General features: G+C 38.9%; 12 protein-coding genes. 5 read left to right on the top strand and 7 right to left on the bottom strand.

The window, feature by feature from the left end; all coding sequences use genetic code 11:
- Window positions 1-12: 12 nt before the first annotated feature.
- A complete protein-coding gene (locus ACFSR6_RS05875) occupies window positions 13-1,668 on the bottom strand; it encodes a M28 family metallopeptidase (protein WP_379076250.1) in 1,656 nt (551 codons plus the stop codon).
- Between the two features lie 128 nt (window positions 1,669-1,796).
- Window positions 1,797-4,466: a S8 family peptidase gene (locus ACFSR6_RS05880; RefSeq protein ID WP_379076253.1), complete on the bottom strand. Its 2,670-nt coding sequence runs from the start codon at window positions 4,464-4,466 to the stop codon at window positions 1,797-1,799.
- A 277-nt stretch (window positions 4,467-4,743) separates the two neighbouring features.
- On the opposite strand from ACFSR6_RS05880, the gene ACFSR6_RS05885 reads away from it, so the two are divergent.
- The gene (locus ACFSR6_RS05885) at window positions 4,744-5,580 is read left to right on the top strand and encodes a M57 family metalloprotease (RefSeq protein ID WP_379076256.1); all 837 of its coding nucleotides are present in this window, start codon (window positions 4,744-4,746) and stop codon (window positions 5,578-5,580) included.
- Window positions 5,581-6,291: 711 nt separating this feature from the next.
- Here ACFSR6_RS05885 and ACFSR6_RS05890 read toward each other — a convergent pair.
- A complete protein-coding gene (locus ACFSR6_RS05890) occupies window positions 6,292-8,799 on the bottom strand; it encodes a S9 family peptidase (RefSeq protein ID WP_379076259.1) in 2,508 nt (835 codons plus the stop codon).
- 173 nt (window positions 8,800-8,972) lie between these two features.
- Here ACFSR6_RS05890 and ACFSR6_RS05895 point away from each other — a divergent pair, with 173 nt between their 5' ends.
- From ACFSR6_RS05895 to ACFSR6_RS05905, 3 genes are all read left to right on the top strand, one after another.
- On the top strand, window positions 8,973-9,842 hold the full coding sequence (locus tag ACFSR6_RS05895; RefSeq protein ID WP_379076262.1) for a polysaccharide deacetylase family protein: 870 nt from the start codon (window positions 8,973-8,975) through the stop codon (window positions 9,840-9,842).
- An 18-nt stretch (window positions 9,843-9,860) separates the two neighbouring features.
- Entirely contained in the window at window positions 9,861-10,727 is an 867-nt protein-coding gene (locus ACFSR6_RS05900) for a polysaccharide deacetylase family protein (protein ID WP_379076265.1), read from the top strand.
- A gap of 96 nt (window positions 10,728-10,823) precedes the next feature.
- Window positions 10,824-11,990, top strand: a complete 1,167-nt coding sequence (locus ACFSR6_RS05905; protein ID WP_379076268.1) for a DUF3298 and DUF4163 domain-containing protein — start codon at window positions 10,824-10,826, stop codon at window positions 11,988-11,990.
- A gap of 88 nt (window positions 11,991-12,078) precedes the next feature.
- On the opposite strand, the gene ACFSR6_RS05910 is transcribed toward ACFSR6_RS05905, so the two are convergent.
- From ACFSR6_RS05910 to ACFSR6_RS05920, 3 genes are all read right to left on the bottom strand, one after another.
- Window positions 12,079-12,531: a 3-oxoacyl-ACP synthase gene (locus ACFSR6_RS05910; RefSeq protein WP_379076270.1), complete on the bottom strand. Its 453-nt coding sequence runs from the start codon at window positions 12,529-12,531 to the stop codon at window positions 12,079-12,081.
- Between the two features lie 121 nt (window positions 12,532-12,652).
- On the bottom strand, window positions 12,653-13,228 hold the full coding sequence (locus ACFSR6_RS05915) for a nitroreductase family protein (RefSeq protein WP_379076272.1): 576 nt from the start codon (window positions 13,226-13,228) through the stop codon (window positions 12,653-12,655).
- Between the two features lie 170 nt (window positions 13,229-13,398).
- The gene (locus ACFSR6_RS05920) at window positions 13,399-13,959 is read right to left on the bottom strand and encodes a hypothetical protein (RefSeq protein WP_379076274.1); all 561 of its coding nucleotides are present in this window, start codon (window positions 13,957-13,959) and stop codon (window positions 13,399-13,401) included.
- 385 nt (window positions 13,960-14,344) lie between these two features.
- Here ACFSR6_RS05920 and ACFSR6_RS05925 point away from each other — a divergent pair, with 385 nt between their 5' ends.
- The gene (locus ACFSR6_RS05925) at window positions 14,345-15,967 is read left to right on the top strand and encodes an ABC-F family ATP-binding cassette domain-containing protein (protein ID WP_379076277.1); all 1,623 of its coding nucleotides are present in this window, start codon (window positions 14,345-14,347) and stop codon (window positions 15,965-15,967) included.
- Window positions 15,968-16,038: 71 nt separating this feature from the next.
- Here ACFSR6_RS05925 and ACFSR6_RS05930 read toward each other — a convergent pair.
- Window positions 16,039-16,134: IS3 family transposase (locus ACFSR6_RS05930; RefSeq protein ID WP_379076279.1), on the bottom strand; the 96-nt coding region annotated here is incomplete at its 5' end.

The following is a 16,134-nucleotide window of genomic DNA, read 5'->3' on the forward strand; positions in this document are numbered from 1 at the left end:
ACGCTTTTTGCTTTACTTCTTTTCTCTAATGGCTTTAAACTCAGATCCATCTTTCCATTTCGGATAGGAATCTTCATTACTGATGCGATAGCCCATATCAAAAAGTAGACGTACATCTTCTACAATGCCTGATAAATCCCAGGTTTTGGAATCAAAGTTATCCTGAGGCGAATGGTAACGGAATTTGGTAAAATCTGCCACCTGCTTTAATCCCCACTCCCTGCCATTTTTAATGTTATCTACACCAGAACCGGTAAATAATGATGGTACACCAACCTTAGCCAGGTTAAAATGATCAGAACGATAATATAAACCTGACGATGGTACCGGATCAGGCACAATTACCCTACCCTGCTTCCTGGCCGATTCGGCAGCATAATCTTCCAGTTCTGATTGCCCGAAACCATACACAACAATATCTTTTGTTTTTCCGGCAATACCCATCATATCCATATTAATATTGGCTACCGTTTTAGCTAACGGGAAAGCAGGGTGTTTGGCATAAAATTCGGATCCTAATAGTCCCTGTTCTTCTGCGGTGTAAGAAATAAACAAAATGGTACGTCCGGGAGTTTTAGGCAATTTTTTAAATGCAGAGGCAATTTCGAACAAAGCGGCTACCCCCGTGGCATTATCAACCGCACCATTATAAATAGAATCGCCTTGTACTTTCTCTCCTACACCTAAATGATCCCAGTGTGCCGAATAAATAATAGCTTCATCTTTACGTTTATTGCCTGGTATTTTAGCCAGCACATTATAAGTTACTGATTTCTTGATGGTATTTTTAACTTTTAACGAAGTAGTAATGTCCAGATCGACTGCCTTAAAATCTTTTTTACGGGCACTGATTGCCAATTGATCAAAAGATTTACCCCCCATTGCAAATAATGCTTTCGCTTTGTCCAAAGTAACCCAGCCCTCTACTACGGCCCTGTTCATCCCGTTATCTTCGCTTTGCAAAGTAAGTTTAGATTTCGACCAGCCACTGCGTACAACCGTCCATGGATAAGCCGCTGGTTCGGTATCATGCACAATGATTATCCCTGTAGCTCCCTGGCGGGCAGCTTCTTCAAATTTATAGGTCCAGCGACCGTAATAGGTCATATTTTTACCTTTAAACAAGGTAGAATCTGCAAAACCAGGATCGTTGATCAATACCACAACTGTTTTTCCTTTAACATCCAGATTGCGGTAGTCGTTCCAGCCATATTCCGGAGCCACAATGCCATAACCGGCAAAAACCAAAGGCGAGTTACTGATGCTGACTTCATTTTGCACCCTTCTGGTGCCAGCCACAAAATCGGTTAGATAATTTAGCGTCAGAGAAGCATTCTTCCCTTTAAATACCATTTTATCTTCTGGTGTAGATTTAATCTCGACCATAGGTACCTCCTGAAAAAAGCTATTGCCATTGCCCGGCTCCAGTCCAAGTTTTTCGAACTGTACTTTTAGATAGTTTATGGTTTTGGTTTCGCCATTGGTAAACGGCTTTCTTCCCTGCAAACTATCGGCAGCAATAACCGACAAGTATTGGGTTAAACTCGAATCGTTAATGGCTTTTATCGCTAAAGAATCGGGGTCCTGACCTGTACTTTTGGCTCCCTGTTTGCATGAACCGAAAAAAATAAGAAGCGCGTAACTGGAAAGTAGTAGGAGTTTTTTCATTGATATTAATTATTTTTTTTTATGAAAACGGTCGTATTTGTCGAAAAATACGAAAAAACAGCATATTTTCAGGAGTAATTATCAAATGTATCGTTTATCTAAAACAGCGCGAGATCAGGAATGGAAAATTACTGCTTAATCAATTTAAATTTTTTCAGCTGTTGCCCATTTTTATTAATCACCCCCACATAAACACCCGTTGATAATGCATTAAGTAAAAAACGGTTCGAACTTGTTGCCTTTTCTTCGAAAACTTTCTGTCCTAAAATATTAAATATCGATAAACTATATTCTTCGAAAGCCCCGCTCAGGATAGTTAAATAATCACTTACCGGGTTTGGATAGAAAGAAAACTGATCCGGCTTGAGAAATACTACTGAAACCAGATCGCTATTTACCTTCCCATTAGCTGTTTCGAAAGTTACACGGTAAAATTGTATACCCTCTTTGGGTTTATCATCAAAAATGGCGTAATCGAGTTGATTTGAAATTGGCTTGGTCTGCTGTAAAACACTAAAAGTATTTGGTCCTGTCTGTTTCTCCCAGATAATGTTCTTTAGATCCAAAGTAACGCCAATACTCAGGTCAACCCTTATCCTGGCATCATCAGCCACTGATGCAAACAAATTTTTCACGTAACAGGATATTCCCTGCTGTGTATAATCGATGGTATAGCTTTTTAAACCTGTAAAACCTACACCATTAGCGGCTACGGCAAAGTATTTACTTGCAATTTTACTGATATCAATTTTTGCAATGGTATCGGTAAGGGTTAATACCGGAGAAAGGACATTATCTACAATGTTATAAAGTGTATAATCTTTAGCGCCAGGTTGCCTGTTCCAGTTCAGAACAATGCCATCTTTACATACATAACCAACTTTCAATACCCGCGGGCTGGAAATCACAAAAGATTGGCTCTGTATATTATTACCTCCTATCTCCATCCTGATGATGGCTTTTGAAAACTGATCTGGCGCATTCCAATTGTAAAAACCAGTACTAAGGTCAACATCCTGGGCAATTGGTTTCCATGTTGCCCCATCATCGTAACTCACTGACAAATTTCCGGTTTTAGCTGAATAGGTATTGTCCCAGCGGATATAATTGCTTTCATTGGCAAATATGTATCCGTTTTGATCAGGACTGATAAACGAAAAGGTATTTCTAAGTTTATAATGATAGGCCAGTGCAAAAGCCTGGTTATTACCTTGTGCTATCCTATCGCCTTTAATATGGATATTATAGGTACCGGCATCGGGATTATCAAAGCTAACCTGTTGTATAGTATTAATCAGGTCTGCTTTACGTACTGCCGGCTTTGCCAGTGAATCCAAATGAGGATAAGTACTTAAAACCCATGGTAATATTAAATTTCCTGATGGATTTTGGAGGCTTAAATCCAAACCATTAACCACGCTTTGCGCGGCATTCACCGCTGCCGGAGGATCATTCCAGGCAATGGTAACTTTAAGTTCGGCTACGTTAGATGGAACGGGCAAAGGCACCACCAAATCCTGGTTCTTGGCTACATTGTATAAAAAAACCCGGTTTTCATCTAAGGTTTTTAAGGCTTGGGCCACATTTAATTTACCATAACCATACACAAAATCAACCTGCGGTGTGCCGAGATCATCTGCAGAATTAATTAATGCTGCTCGGATAACCGCAGCAGAAGGTGCCCTTTTAAATTTCTGCAGATAAAATTGTTCCAATAAAACGATCGAACCACTGGTGATGGCTGCTGAACCCGATGTTCCATCTTCGCCCAAAGCCACCAGCTCTGGTTTCACCCGGCCATCATAAGCTGGCCCTTTACTACTCCGGTTTTCAGAAATATTTTCCCGGTTGATCCCTCCTATTACCAATAAATTTTTGGCTTGCTTAAAATTGCCCGTTAAATTTGCCCTGGCAGTCATCCCTTGATATAAACCGCTTGGCGGTGTTGATGTGCCTACATTTCCGGCCGAAAAAACATGAATTAATGTATCGGTTTCGAAAATCTGCTTATCATAAGCAGCGGCTTCCATGCCGTAATTGTTATCGATATCGGTACCATAAGAATGGTTCTGTACCCTGATCTGAAGCTTGTTCAGGTCGCTGACCAAATCGGGCATCAGGTTCGAAAAATCAGAATAAGCCAGTTTGGCCTTTGGAGCGGCGCCTAAACCACGGATAAAAGAATTTCCGTTACCGGATGCTAAAGTAGCCATGGTAGTGGCGTGGGTAGTAGGTGTTTTACCGATTAAAGCGCCTGGTATAGTTTTACCTAATAAATCAAGGTCGCCAGTATCATACATCCCTTCTTTAAAAGAAACATTTATGCCTGTACCATCAATACCCGGAAAAAGACTATGGGCATTAGAAATTTGATTTAAGCCCAGATCGAGGCCGTTAACCACTACTTCTTCTTTGGCTACAGGTAAAACATCAGCATATAAAACGGCCTCGTTTTCTAATAATTGCATTAAATCTGCCGGCGAAATATTAACCGTATAAATATTATTAACCTGATCTACAGATTTTATGCTTAAAGCCATACCCTTGATGGGTAATACATCGCTATTTTTAAAAGATAGCCTAACCAGAATAGAATCGCTCTTTTTGCCAGATTTATTAAGAACTTTCATTAACCTGTCGCTCACCTTCCAGAGCCCATTGGCCTCTTGCTGATAAACCACATTGCCGGAAAGGCTCGGAATGTCAGATTTTTGTACAATAAAACAATCTCCTGAAAGCTGTTTTTTCGGATTTAGCAACTGAATTTCGGCAGCAGTTAGTACATGGTTAAATTTCACCAAAACAGGTTGACCGACACTTGATTTTGGAGAAAGTGGCGCTTTAGAAATATATTTTTCAAAATATTTTCCTATTCCTACAGGTTGTATCTGTGCGTTTAAACGAGTTACAGACAGACAAAAAAATATAATTAAATATACAGTATTGACTTTCAATTATTATTTTATTATAAAATTTTGGTTACATTAATTATCTTTACTAAATTAGGATTTATAAGGTAATCCACCAATTTTATTAACTAACTTATTCGATTTAAAAAAATCAAACCTAAACAAAATGAAAACATCCAATTTTTTATCAATTGCAGCATTATGCATTCTGTTCACTACTTTATATTCTTGTAAGAGTAATAATACAGAAAGTGAAGTACAAAATAAGACTGATATTTCTGCTGACAAATTAGCAAAGATCAAATCTTTAGGCTTTAGCACGGATAACCTTCGTAAGATAGATGAAGGCTATTTGGTTGAAGGTGATATTCTTTTAACCGACGACAATTTAACTGAAACTTCAAAAGGTGCAAACTTAAACATTGCCGAAACGGAACAGTACCGTACCACAAACGTTGTTACTTCTTTACCTCGTGTAATTACCGTATCGGTAACTAATTTACCTCAGGTATATAGCGATGCTGTAAATACCATGATTTCGAGGTATAACTCGCTTGGCCTGCGTATCACTTTCCAAAGAGCTGCAGCAGGAACTACAGGAAACATTAACGTTGTTGGCTTTAACGAGGGTCCGAGTGGTGGCTTTATTACCTTGGGTTCTGCGGGCTTCCCTACTTCTTCAGGTAACCCTTATAACCAGATCAGAATGAACACCAATGCAGCAGCTTATGGTACAAACCCAAATTTATTGTATTTGGCATCGGTTATACAGCACGAAGTTGGCCATTGCATTGGTTTCCGCCATACCGATTATATGAACCGTGCATTTAGCTGTGGTTCAAGTGGTGCCGGCAACGAAGGTGCATCAAATGTTGGTGCCGTTAGAATACCTGGAACTCCTTCCGGTCCGGATTCAGCTTCGTTTATGTTAGCCTGTTCTAATGGTGGCAACCGTACCTTTAACGCAAACGACGTAATTGCAATCAACTACCTATACAAATAAGATCAAAACGACCAAAAGGATTACCTTATAACCTAATAAAAAGCCTCCCAGACACAAAAGTCGGGAGGTTTTTTATTTTAAAGAGAAAAGTGAAGACATAACTATAACGAAAAAACCTGCAACAGAACGGCTTACATTTTGAAACACAAGCCCGAGGTTAAATAAACCTGATAGCGCCGAATAGCTCCCGATTTAAGACAAAGATTGTATTTAAGAAAAACTCAAATCGGGACTATAGGCAATAGCAGGACTAAAATAACCGAAAAACTACCGGAGCCTGCTTTCAAAAAAAACAATAATTAGAAAAAATGGTTTGTGTCCTCAAGAGCCACGGCGAATAGGAAAGAGAAAAACCTGCAACAGAACGGCTTACATTTTGAAACACAAACCCGAGGTTAAATAAACCTGATAGCGCCGAATAGCTCCCGATTTAAGACAAAGATTGTATTTAAGAAAAACTCAAATCGGGACTATAGGCAATAGCAGGACTAAAATAACCGAAAAACTACCGGAGCCTGCTTTCAAAAAATAATAATTAGAAAAAATGGTTTGTGCCCTCAAGAACCACGGCTAAGAAATAAAACTTTTAAATAAAAGGCTTTATGAAGCACAATTTCAAAATAAAATACAATAAAAAATGGCCTATGTTTCCATAGGCCAATATTAGAACCCAAAACGCTTCGTGAGGACACGAATCAGGTGTGGTTAAAATTACTTACCGTTCTGCTCAATGTCACGGTCCATTTCTACCATATCAATATCACTTGGTTCGGAAAAATCGCCAATTAAATATTTATTAAAATGATCGGCCAATTTCCAGAAAGCATATTCAGTCATATCACCAAAGCCATGCCGCTGGCCCGGAATAATCAGGAAATCGAAACGTTTACCTGCTTTCATTAATGCATTGGCAACCCTGATCGAATTTGCCGGATGCACGTTATTATCTACATCGCCATGCATCAATAACAAATGTCCTTTAAGGTTTTTAGCAAGATCGGGGTTTTTATCGATGCTATATTTAAATGAAGTATCGCCTTTTAAAGAAATGGTTTCTTTTACACCATGATGCTTCTCACTCCACCAGCGGTTGTAAATGCTATTATCGTGGTTTCCCGCATTCGAAACAGCAACTTTAAAGAAATCAGGATAAACCAACATGGCAGCCGTTGACATAAAACCACCGCCTGAGTGACCTGTAATGCCCACTTTAGATTCGTCTATATAAGAATATTTGGCTGCCAATTGCTCTATAGCTGTTTTTTTATCGGCTAATCCATAATCGCGCAGGTTACCATAACCATAAGTATGGTACCATTTAGAGCGCGAAGGATTACCGCCACGGTTACCTACGGTAATTACAATATACCCAAATTGTGCTAAACGCTCGGTACGGTCCATACTTTTGCTGAACGCCTTATTTACTGCCTCTGTTTGCGGACCAGGATAAACATACTCGATAATCGGGTATTTTTTATTCGGGTCAAAATCGAAGGGTTTATACATTACACCATATAGATCGGTAATCCCATCATCCGCTTTTACTTTAAATGGTTCCGGAAACTTATATCCGGCAGCCATTAATAAAGAAAGGTCTGTTGTTTCCAGGTCCATTATTTTTTTACCATTGCCATCGTACAAAGTGGCTTTTGGCGCAGTATTTACCCGCGAATAATTATCAACAAAGAAAGTATTGTTATCGTTCATATTCGCCAAATGGTCGAAATCGCCGGCGTTTAACAATTTTAGATTCGAGCCATCGAAATTGATGCTGTATAAATGCAGGTAATAAGGATCTTCTTTGCCCTCTCGTCCATTAGCCGTAAAATATAGTATACGTTTTTTCTCGTCGATGTTTACGATGCTTTCGCAGTGGAAAGCACCTTTGGTAATCTGGTTTTTCAGTTTACCATTTTCATCAAAAAGATAAAAATGTGCCCAACCATCGCGTTCACTCCAATGGATCAGTTCTTTGCCATCGTTTACCAAGCCCGGACGGTTTACTTCAACATACGTATTAAAGCGCTCATCAATTAATGGAGTAACTTTTCCGGTGGCAATATCAACGGTACCGATGTCAATACGTTTTAAATCGCGGCTGGTACGCGAAAAATAAAAACGGCTATTGTTACCCAACCATATTGACGGACGGAATTCGTTATCGCGGTCTTTGTTTAAAGAAGGTTTACTCCATACCGAAACACTTTGATCTTTAAAAGCAGACACATTGAGTTTTTTATATGATTTAGCGGCAAAATCAAACAATAAAACCTCATCTTGCGGTGCTTCAGCCTCTCCCGGCATCTGGTATTTATAGGTTTCTAAGGTTGGACGGCCAGGCGTAACGCTGTTAATTACCCAAAGATCTTTCACCTTACGCGAATCGGTCCTATCCAGTACAAAATACTTCGAATTTGGCGACCAAAGTACATAAGCACCTCGACGCTTTTTATTGTTCTTTTCGTTTTCTACGTTATTTTCTCCATCACCGTCACTTCCGTATGAGTAAAACTTAACGCCATCTTTGGTTAACTGATGTTCAACAATGGTACTATCATCTTCATTTTTCACTGCTTTTTTGTAATTATCTTTATCCATCCAGTAAAGATTATAATTGCGCGAGAAGATGATGGCCGAAGAATCTGGCGCTACTGAACCCCAGGTTGGTTTCGGCTTTGGTTTACTGAAATTCGGAATTTCGGTCAGTTTTGCGGTAGCCAGTTCGTATTTAAAAGAATAGATTTTCTTCTGCATAGAATCTGCGGCTTTTTTGTCTTTACGGTCTTTTTTCAGTTCATCAACGCTGCTTTTAATTTCGAACGAAATGCTTTTTTCATCTGCAGCAAATTTTAGGTTTTCGAGTGGCAAATGTTCTGCATCAAAAGGATCGCGCACAACCAGGGTAATACCTGCAGCGAGTTTAGAATTGTCGAACATCACTTTCTTGCTTTTTGACACCGGATCAACCAGGTACCAGAATTTTCCTTTTGGGGTTTCGAAAGTATACCAGAAACGATTGCTTAATTTTAACCAATGTGGATCTACTGCAGTAGAATATACCATTTTCTTCAGCTTATTTGGCGAAAAACGCGATGCAAGCTGATAATTTGCCTTAGGTTGGGGCTGAATATTTTCGGTTATGGTAAATGTTTTGGTTTGTGCGGCTATAGTTAAAGATAAAAACTGCGCACACAGCAGGAGTTTGTAAAGTTTATTCATTAAAATTTGTTTGAGCTGCTAAATTATTTAATAAAGCACATTAAATGTATTTTAATATGTAATAAAAGAGATAGTTAGTGTAATTTCTTCACTTAAAATAATTATTAACACTACCCATTTTGATAACTGAATAATTAGCGGATTTTATAGTTTTGTAAACATATATCCTAAAAATGAAATACAGTTTTTTAACCTTAATAAGTGCTGGTGCAATTTTATTTGCCAGCTGCCAGTCTAAATCACAAACAGCAAATTCTGCCGATCAAGATTCTACCGTTAAAACCGTTGAAAAGACGGGTACACCAGTAGATGTTTCGAAAATAAAAGTTGCCGATGCCAAAACCATCCTGGCCCGCAAACAGGTACCTATTTTATGTTATCACCAGGTGAGAAACTGGAGGCCAACCGATGGAAAAGTGGGTAAAGATTATATCGTTGAGATACAAAACTTTAAAGACCAGATGAAAATGCTGGCTGACAGCGGTTATCACACTATTTTGCCCGACCAGCTTTATGCTTACCTGAATACAGGTGCTGCACTACCGAGCAAACCGATTATGTTAACTTTTGATGATACCGACATGGACCAGTTTACTGTTGTACGGCCTACTTTACAGAAACTGGGCTATAAAGCTGTTTATTTCATCATGACCGTTTCCATCGGGAGAAAAGGAAAGTTTGTTGATTATATGACTAAAGAGCAGATCAAACAACTTTCAGATGAAGGAAATGTTATCGGCAGCCACACTTACGATCATAAGAACTTTAAAAAATATGCAGGCAAGGATTGGGAAGAACAGTTAGACAAACCAACAAAAAAACTGGAAGAAATTACCGGTAAAAAAATGACCGAATTTGCTTATCCTTTTGGTTTATGGAATGCAGAAGGTATACCTGAGCTTAAAAAACGTGGTTTTAGAATGGCTTACCAATTATCGACCAAACGTGATGAAAAAGATCCTCTGTTTACCATCCGCCGGATTATTGCAAGCGGTTACTGGTCGCCAAAAACATTAAGCAACAGCATTAAAAACAGCTTTTAAAAAAAAGACCATTATATTATGAAAAGGTTACTGCTCTACGGTATTGTTTCTTCACTACTTTTAACCTCTTGCCAGTCTTCCGAGGCTTCGAAAGAAAAAGCAGCTGTTGTAAATGCTACTGAAACGGTTAAAACAGATTCTGCAACTACAAAACCTGCTGATAACAAAACCATTTTAGCACGCAGGGAGGTACCTGTTCTGTGTTACCACCAGATCAGGAACAATATTGCCAGCGATAGTAAAAGGGCACACGATGACATTATTGCCCCTGATAAATTTAGGGAACACATGAAAATGCTGGCTGATAGTGGTTACCATTCGATTTTGCCCGATCAATTATACCAATATTTGGTTTATGGTGCTAAATTGCCCGAAAAACCGATTATGATTACGTTTGACGATACAGACGAAGATCAGTTTACGGTTGGAAACTCTACATTGAAAAAATATGGTTTTAAGGGCGTTTATTTTATCATGACGGTTTCGATCGGCAGAAAAGGCCGTATCAATTACATGACCAAAGAGCAGATCAAACAGTTATCTGATGAAGGAAATACAATTGCCAGCCACACCTACGATCATAAAAACTTTGCCACTTTTACCGATGCCGACTGGACAACGCAAATTGATGAACCTACCAAAAAACTGGAGCAGATTACCGGAAAAAAAGTAGAATACTTTGCTTTTCCTTACGGAGTTTTCAAATCATCTACGCTGCATAAATTAAAAGAACATGGCTTTAAGGCTGCATTTATCCTATCTACAGCAAGAGACGAAAATTATCCGCTTTATACCATCAGGAGAATAATTGACCCCGGAAGGTACACTGCCAAAAACCTTTATTACAGCATTAACAAGAGTTTTAACAAAACAAAATCTAAGTAAAAAGGTTAATTAAAAAAAGCTTAAAAGTTGAAAGGTTGAAAATGAATGCCAACATGAAAACCTTGCAGCATTAAGACACCTAATAACAAAAGCCCTATGAAATACTCTTTTTTCTTATGTTTTTTCGGACTAGCAATACTCTCGGCTTGCAACAATCCCAAAAATGGGGACAATAATGAAGGAAAAACAGATAGCATTACGTCTAGCAAAACAGAACTTACTGAAACTTTTTACAAAAGATTGGAAGGCACCATTGCCGGGAAAAAAGTAGTTGTGCATCTGCAAAAGGTTAATGATGATGTAAGTGGAAGTTATTATTATGATGGGTCATGGCTTAACCTTTCAACCGATACGCTTATTGGTAAAGACAGCCTTTTACTTACTGAATACAGTTATTACGAATCGTACTTTAAACAGGACTTTAAGTCTCCGCATTTAGCCTTAAAATGGACCGGAAATGGTTTTAATGGTACCTGGGAAAGTGGCGATAAAACAAAAAAATTTCCAATTGCGTTAACAGAAAAATATCCCGACGGGAGTTACCGGTTCAATGCTGGCATTTACGAAGATTCGGTTAAGGCCTTTGCCAGTCAGCCTAAATCGCCCGCAGCACAAATCAGCTTTGAGTACCTGGAAAGCAAAAATACTGATGAATATGGCAACTGGCTAAATACTGAACTTAAAAAAATTTATGGCATCAAGCAGCAAACAGACCGTATAACTGGCTTTAAAAATATTGCTGCTGATTATTTTAAAGACTATAAGCAGCAGGTTACAGAACAATCAAAAAATAGCCGCGGCGATGATTTTGAGGCCTGGATGAATTACACCAACAATAGCCAGCAAGCTGTGAATTATAATGATAACGGTTATGTGGTAATCGATTTTCTGGCTGATACCTATACCGGTGGGGCACATGGCAATTACAGCAGTATAATGTATTGTTTGGATGTAAAGAATAAAAAACAACTGGTGCTGAGCGACATTGTTAAAATAGATTCCAATACACTACAACGCATTTTAGAACGCAATCTCCGTAAAGAATACAATATTAAAGCCAATGATGCTTTAAGCACTGTACTTTTTGACGATTTCATTAAACCCAATAACAACTTTTATTTTAATGCCAATGGCATTGCTTTTATGTACAACCCATACGAAGTAGCCAGTTATGCGCAAGGCCAGATTGTTATATTTATTCCATATATCGATTTAAAGCCTTACCTGGCACCAGCTTTTGCACAACGGATGGGAATAAAGTGAGTTGGCAGTTATCAGTTTACGGTTGATTATAGCTATTGGTTAATTATTTAAACCGGTTAACTACAGACTGTAAACTGCCAACTGTAAATTATAATATCTCTTTAACAACATAATCTTTCCCGTTAAATTTAAAACTTTCGTTTTTTGCTTTACCAACCAGGAATTTTCCAATAGGCGAAGCTTGAGATACGGCAAAGAATTTCTCTCCGTCTGTAGTTAGTTCCCCAGCACTAATGCTAATGTAGAAATTACCTTGGGAGGTTAATACCAAGCTGCCATTTTTAACCAGCCGATCTGATTCTACATGTTCGATTTGCTGCAAGGCAATTTTCTGCTGTCCGGCCTCGTAAAGTAGTTTATTGTTGCGGTCTATTTCCTGCTGCATCATTTCGCGGGTGGTTTCATATTTATCGCCAGCACTGCTTTTAGTATCATCATTAGACGCCTGCCGGGCCTGTTGTAGCGAATATTCAATGTTTTCTATCCTATTTTGGATAAAAGTTAAGCAAAGCTGATAGAGTTTAGATTTTAAAACAAACATGGTAATGGATAGTGTAAAATGGGTGATGCTAGACGGGTGATGTAAGAATGGTTCATAGTTTGATAGGCCATAATATAATGGCCATAAAACAAAAATCAGACTCAGGGTTAAAGACTGGGGACTAACCCTCTATCCACCTCACCTTTTCTGCTATCGGAGTCCGGTTTGGTGCCCATGGTTTTTCATTATGATATCCCATATAGAACAGGCCGATGCACTTTTCATCTTCACCCAGGCCTAAGAAACTACCTAAATCGTTAATTAACGGAGGAGAGCTCCAATATGCTCCAACCTGTAAACTTTCTGCAGTTAAAGCCATATTTTGAACCGCGCAGGAAACGGCAGCCAACTCTTCCCATTCGGGTATTTTACCACTCACTTTCATGTTGATGGCGATAATACAATCGGACTGACTTGTTTTTTCTGCAAAACTATCGTACTTTTTTTGAAGAAATTGCTGTGGAGAAACCAGCTTCTTATATAGTCTACCGAGCTCCTCACCCAATTTGGCCAGTCCGGCCTTGCGGATAACCACAAAACGCCAGGGCTGGGTTAACTTATGTGTTGGTGCATAATTGGCTGTTTCTAAAATCTGGTTGATTACCTCAACCGGAATCTCTTTTTTTATATAGCTGGCAGGGAAAATACTGCGACGTTCTTTTATAACTTTTGATACGATATCGTATGTTGTACTCATTTGGTAAATATAAGGTAAAAGGCGGAAGGTTAGATAAGGCGGAAGGCTGAAGGTATAGGGTTTAGGGCTAAAAGCACTAAGATTTGACTTTACGTTAACCAAAGAAAAAGTGGAGGTCTAAGAAAAGACCAACTAAAAATTGCCAACAGCTAATTGTTAACTGAAAACTGTCAACTGCGAACTGATAACTGTTTCCTGATCTGTTTAACCTTTGCAAAAAAAGCAATACTTTCTTTATCTACCAGAAAATCCATGGTTTGCAACAATTCTTCCCTGATCCAGTTGTGTTTGGCATTTAAATTGGCTAAAATATTTAAACAATGTGATTTTACAGCCACAGGGATTTTCTCATCAATCAACCAGGCAAAAACAACCTCTACTAAATGATCGGTATCATAATCGGCGATCACTTTCCTGATTTCGGCCGGGGCATTTTTCCTGGTCATAAAGGCCAGTATTTTAACATAATGCCTTAATGCCGATAAGTTAGCCTGCTTTGGAAATTTCTCCAGGAAATACAGCACAAAAGGTAAAAACCTATGCTGATGGGCAGTATATACATTTTCCAAAATCCACGCAGCCCGGAATCCGACCTGTTCATCATGATAAAAACTTAAATCAATCAGGTCTTTCGCCGAAAAGGTTTCTTCTGAAGCTATGGCCGCTAATTTTTCTACTTTGCTTTTCTGAAAGGTAGTTTTAATGTTTTCGAGCAAGGTGTGGTTTAGCATGAGGCTAAAATAAATATTTTAAAATAGAGTACCTCAAGATAAATTGTCATTCCCAATTAGATTGGGAAGCTTAACGCCATATGCTGTCTGAATTAAGATTCTGACTTAAGACCTAATAACCATTTATTAATCTTCTTAATTTAAAGCTTTGGGGTTTAACAACTGGCCAAAAGCTTCCCCCCTTTGTAAAATAAACCCGGTAGCAGCGAACACGGAGTAAAGCGGATAACGGGGGCTCCACCTGCCACAAAGAACCAGTCCCTACATTTCCTAACCCTTCCAACTTATAAAATTTCAGTATTAAAACTTTCCAACAACCAAACTATTAAACACTTTCCTACCCTCAACCTTTTTGCGTATCTTTGCGGCTTATTTCAATTATAGCATGATTTCAGTTTCTAATTTATCGTTACGGTACGGCAAACGCACATTATTTGAAGATGTTAACTTAAAATTTACCCAGGGCAACTGCTATGGTGTAATTGGGGCTAACGGTGCAGGTAAATCTACTTTCCTGAAAATTTTATCGGGAGAAGTTAGTCAAACTTCTGGTAGCGTAGCTTTTACTCCAGGCGAAAGAATGGCGGTTTTAAAACAAAACCACTACGAATTTGATGAGTTTTCGGTATTAGAAACCGTAATGATTGGCCATAAAGAACTTTATGCCATCATGAAAGAAAAAGATGCCATTTATATGAAGGAAGATTTCTCTGAGAAAGATGGCGAACGCGCCGGAGAGCTTGAAAATCTTTTTGCAGAAATGGATGGCTGGAACATGGAAAGCAATGCTGCCACAATGTTGAGCAATTTGGGCATAGCTGAAGAAGACCACTATAAGTTGTTGAAGGAACTGGACAACACGCAAAAGGTACGTGTGTTATTGGCACAGGCCCTGTTCGGCAATCCGGATATTTTGCTGTTGGATGAGCCTACCAACGATTTGGATATCGAAACCATTGCCTGGTTGGAAAACTTTTTGGCCGATTATCAGAACATCGTATTGGTTGTATCTCACGACAGGCACTTTTTAGATGCCGTTTGTACCCATATTGTGGATATCGACTTTGCTAAAATGAGTATTTACACCGGTAACTATACTTTCTGGTACGAATCGAGTCAGCTGGCCTTAAAACAGCGCAGCGACCAGAATAAGAAGATGGAAGATAAGGTAAAGGAGCTTCAGGAATTCATCCGCAGGTTCAGTGCAAATGCTTCTAAATCAAAACAGGCTACTTCCCGTAAAAAAGCTTTGGATAAGATTGATATCGCAGAAATTAAGGCGTCGAGCAGAAAATATCCGGCCATTATATTCAATAATACCGGCCGTGAAGCCGGCGACCAGATTTTACAGATAGAAAACCTTAGCAAAAACGGGAACGATGGTGTGTTATTCGATAAAATCACTTTCATGGTAAATAAAGGGGATAAAATTGCCGTTTTATCTCAGAACAGTTTAGCCACCGCAGCCTTTTATGATATTTTAACCGGCAGGGATACTGATTATAAAGGTGAATTTAAGTGGGGAGTTACCATCAGCACGGCCGATATCCCGAATGATAACTCAGCATATTTTGCCGGTAAAGATGAAAACCTTGTTGATTGGCTTCGAGAGTACTCTGGTACGGATGCCGATGAGCAGTTTGTGCGCAGCTTTTTAGGCCGGATGTTATTCTCAGGCGAAGAGGTGCTAAAAAACGTAAAAGTGCTTTCAGGAGGAGAAAAAATGCGTTGTATGTTCTCCAGAATGATGCTGCAACAGGCCAATGTATTAATGTTTGATGAGCCGACCAACCACCTGGATCTCGAATCTATCGAGGCCCTGAACAACGGTATGAAAGATTTTAAAGGTACCATCCTGTTTACTTCACGGGATCACCAGTTAACGGAAACGGTGGCCAACCGCATTATCGAGATCACACCAAAAGGTACGATCGATAAATTAATGACTTACGATGAGTATATTAACAGTAGCGATGTTGCCAAACTTCGTGAAGAAATGTACGCTTAAGCCTCAGTATAGACAAAGCTTAAAAAGCCACATGCAGCAATGGACTGCCCCCAAAAAGTTGGACAAACTTATTAATTATTTAAGACTTGTGCCCGGTATTCAACCGGGCTCATTCCATTTAAGTTCAATCTTATCCTTTTATTGTTATAATAACTAATATACTCATC

Origin of the sequence: Pedobacter vanadiisoli, assembly GCF_042684385.1 — a bacterium.
GTDB classification, from domain to species: domain Bacteria; phylum Bacteroidota; class Bacteroidia; order Sphingobacteriales; family Sphingobacteriaceae; genus Pedobacter; species Pedobacter vanadiisoli.